The organism is Gemmatimonas sp. (assembly GCF_044376735.1).
In the GTDB taxonomy this organism is placed as follows: domain Bacteria; phylum Gemmatimonadota; class Gemmatimonadetes; order Gemmatimonadales; family Gemmatimonadaceae; genus Gemmatimonas.
Map to the genome: position 1 here is coordinate 1 of NZ_JBILKJ010000210.1, position 3,868 is coordinate 3,868.

At 64.6% G+C, this 3,868-nt stretch carries 2 protein-coding genes; one reads left to right on the forward strand and one right to left on the reverse strand.

Annotation, left to right across the window (positions count from 1 at the left end):
* Positions 1–915 (reverse strand): homocysteine S-methyltransferase family protein (locus ACIRA7_RS15535; protein ID WP_396221748.1); only part of this gene is annotated, 915 nt, incomplete at its 3' end.
* 15 nt (positions 916–930) lie between these two features.
* Between ACIRA7_RS15535 and metH the strand changes: the two genes are divergently transcribed.
* Positions 931–3,868 (forward strand): methionine synthase (metH, locus tag ACIRA7_RS15540; RefSeq protein ID WP_396221749.1); only part of this gene is annotated, 2,938 nt, incomplete at its 3' end.

Below are 3,868 nucleotides of genomic sequence, written 5' to 3' on the forward strand. Positions count from 1 at the left end.
GACATGATCGGGCGTGGTACCGCAGCAGCCGCCCACGATCTTCGCGCCCGCCTGAATGAGGTGGCGGGCATAGGTGGCCATATACTCGGGGCTCGCCATGTACATCGAGCGGCCACCCACCTCGCGCGGCATGCCGGCATTCGGCTGCGCCGACAGCTTGCGCGTAGTCACGGCCGCCATGCGCTCGATCGCTTCCAGAATGGTTTGCGGCCCTACCGAGCAGTTCAGCCCGATCACGTCCGCGCCCCAGCGATCGAGCACGCGGGCGATGTCCTCTGGGCTCGCGCCAAACGAGGTACGAAGATCGGGACCGACCGTGGCCTGGGCGATAACGGGCATGCCAGCATCCACGTCGCGGGCGGCCAGGATCGCCTGCTCTAGCTCTTCCAGATCGGTGAACGTTTCCAGCAGGAAGCAGTCGGCCCCGCCTGCCTTGAGGGCGAGCATCTGCTCGCGGAACATCGACCGCGCCTCGTCCTTGCTCGTGGGGCCATAGGGTTCAAGGCGCACACCAAGCGGCCCCACCGCGCCCGACACCAGGCGCTGCTCACCGGCCGCTTCCCGCGCCAGCTGTGCCGCCTTGGTGTTGATGGCCGTTACCTGCCCCTCGAGCCCGTACTGCGTGAGCTTCGCGCGGTTCGCGCCGAACGTATTCGTCTCCAGCACGTCGGCGCCGGCCTTCACATACGACGCGTGAATCTCGCGCACCAGATCGGGGCTGCGCAGCACCAGCTCGTCGTAACACTGGTTGATGAACACGCCGCGGGCGTACAGCATGGTGCCCATGGCTCCGTCGAACATGATGACCTGTTCGGGATCCAGCAGCCGCGCCAAGAGCTCGGCGCGAGGGCGCGGGTCCGTGGCACCATTCGCGGTGTCAGGCGTGTTAGTCGGGTGCTCTGTGGCGCTCATCATAGATAAATTCAAGATATGTCAAAGCCAGCATCCGGCGTACTCAATCGCGCCTCCCGTCTTGCGCTGCTCCCCGACCTCCTCGCCCGCCGCATCCTGCTGCTGGACGGCGCCATGGGGACCATGCTCCAGACCTATCGGCTCACCGAAGCCGATTACCGGGGCACGCGGTTCGCCGACTGGCCGAGCGATCTCAAGGGCAACAACGATCTGTTGGCGCTCACGCAACCACGGATCGTCGGGGCCATTCAGCGGCAGTACCTCGAGGCCGGGGCCGACATCCTCGAGACCAATACCTTCAACGCTAACACCATCTCCATGGCCGACTACGGCATGGAGTCGCTGGCCTACGAGATCAACGTGGCCGCCGCCGGCCTGGCCCGCGGGCTGGCCGACGATTTCGAGGCGGCCAACCCGGCCAAGCCCCGCTTCGTGGCCGGCGTGCTCGGCCCCACGAACCGCACGGCGTCGCTGTCCCCCGAGGTGGAGAATCCGGGCGCCCGGAACGTCACCTTCGACCAGCTGGTGACCGCCTACACCGAAGCGGCCAAGGGACTCCTCGACGGCGGGGCCGACATCCTGATGGTCGAGACGATCTTCGACACGCTGAACGCCAAGGCGGCGCTGTTCGCGATCGAGTCGTACTTCGAGCAGTCGGGGATGCGGGTGCCGGTCATGATCTCGGGCACCATTACCGACGCCAGCGGCCGCACCCTGTCGGGACAGACCACGGAGGCCTTCTGGACCTCCATGTCCCACATCAAGCCCCTCTCCATCGGCCTCAACTGCGCACTCGGCGCCGCCCAGCTCCGCGGCTACGTGTCGGAGCTTTCCCGCATCGCCGACACGCACGTGAGCGCCCACCCCAATGCCGGCCTCCCCAACGCCTTCGGCGGCTACGATGAGTCGCCGGAGATCATGGCCGAGCAGATCGGCGAGTGGGCCCGCAGCGGGCTGCTGAACATCGTGGGCGGCTGCTGTGGCACCACCCCGGCGCACATCGAGGCCATCGCCCAGGCGGTGGAAGGAGTGGCCCCGCGCAAGATCCCCGAGGTGGCACCGCTGCTGCGCCTGTCGGGGCTCGAGCCAATGAACGTCGGCCCCGACACGAATTTCGTGAACGTGGGCGAACGCACCAACGTGACTGGCTCAGCCAAGTTCGCCAAGCTCATTCTCGAGGGGAACTACAGCGAGGCGCTGGTGGTGGCTCGCCAGCAGGTAGACAGCGGCGCGCAGATCATCGACATCAACATGGACGAGGGGCTGCTCGACGCCGAGAAGGCGATTGTCACCTTCCTGAATCTGGTGGCGTCGGAGCCCGATATCTCGCGCGTGCCGGTCATGGTGGATTCCAGCAAGTGGAGCGTGATCGAGGCCGGCCTCAAATGTTTGCAGGGTAAGGGCATCGTGAACTCCATTTCGCTGAAGGAGGGCGAAGTGGAATTCCTGCGACAGGCGCGCTTGGTGCGTCGCTACGGTGCCGCGGTGATCGTGATGGCCTTCGACGAGCAGGGGCAAGCCGATACCGCCGCGCGAAAGGTCGAGATCTGCACGCGTGCGTACAAGATTCTCACCGAGCAGGTAGGCTTCCCGCCGCAAGACATCATCTTCGATCCGAACATCTTCGCCATTGGCACCGGCATCGAAGAGCACGCGCGTTATGCCGTCGATTACTTCGAGGCCACGAGCGAAATCAAGCGTACGTTGCCGCTGGCCAAGATCTCCGGTGGCGTAAGCAACATGTCGTTCTCGTTCCGCGGCAACAATCCGCTGCGTGAAGCGATGCATGCGGTGTTCCTGTACCATGCCATTCGTGCCGGCATGGACATGGGCATCGTGAACGCCGGACAGCTCATTCCGTACGAGGACATTCCGCTCGACTTGCGTGAGCGAGTGGAAGATGTGGTGTTGAATCGTAGGGCTGATTCCACCGAGCGCCTGCTGGAAGTGGCCGATCAGGCCAAGGGACGCGCCAAACAGACGGAAGATCTCGCGTGGCGCACGCTTCCGATCGAGGAGCGTATCGCGCATGCCTTGGTGCGCGGTATCGATGCCTTCGTGGTGGAAGACACCGAGGAAGCACGTCTCGCCTCGTCGCATCCTATCGAGGTGATCGAAGGCCCGCTGATGCGCGGCATGAACGTGGTGGGTGATCTCTTCGGTGAGGGTAAGCTCTTCTTGCCGCAGGTGGTGAAGAGCGCGCGCGTGATGAAGAAGGCCGTGGCGCATCTCATTCCGTTCATCGAAGCGCTGAAAACGGTGGATAGCAAGCCGGCCGGCCGTGTGCTCATGGCCACGGTGAAGGGTGACGTACACGACATCGGCAAGAACATCGTGGGCGTGGTGTTGCAGTGTAACGGCTACGAAGTGGTGGACATGGGCGTGATGCAGTCGTGCGCCGCCATTCTGGATAAGGCGCGAGAAGTGAACGCCGATGTGATCGGATTGTCGGGGCTCATCACGCCGTCGCTGGAAGAGATGACGTTCGTGGCCAGCGAGATGGAGCGTCAGGGCTTTACCGTGCCGCTGTTGATCGGTGGCGCCACCACCAGCAAGGCGCACACCGCGCTCAAGATCGAACCGTCGTATTCGGGGCCCGTGGTACACGTGCTCGATGCGTCGCGCGCGGTGGGCGTGACCAGCGCCTTGCTGAGCGACGAACGGAAAGCCGACTACGCGGCGGCCGTACGCAAGGAATACGAGGAGCTGCGCGTGGCGCGTGCGGCCCGTGGTGGCGCCGAGCGGTTGGTGAGCATTGCGGCGGCGCGGGCCAATCGCGCCAGGATTGATCTCACGGTGCCGGTCCCCGTGCCCACCTTCACCGGGCCGCGCACGTTGCTGGAGTACCCGTTGGAAGACTTGGTGCCCTACATCGATTGGACGCCGTTCTTCCAGACGTGGGAGCTGGCCGGGCATTACCCCGCCATTCTTGAGGACTCCATCGTGGGAGATACGG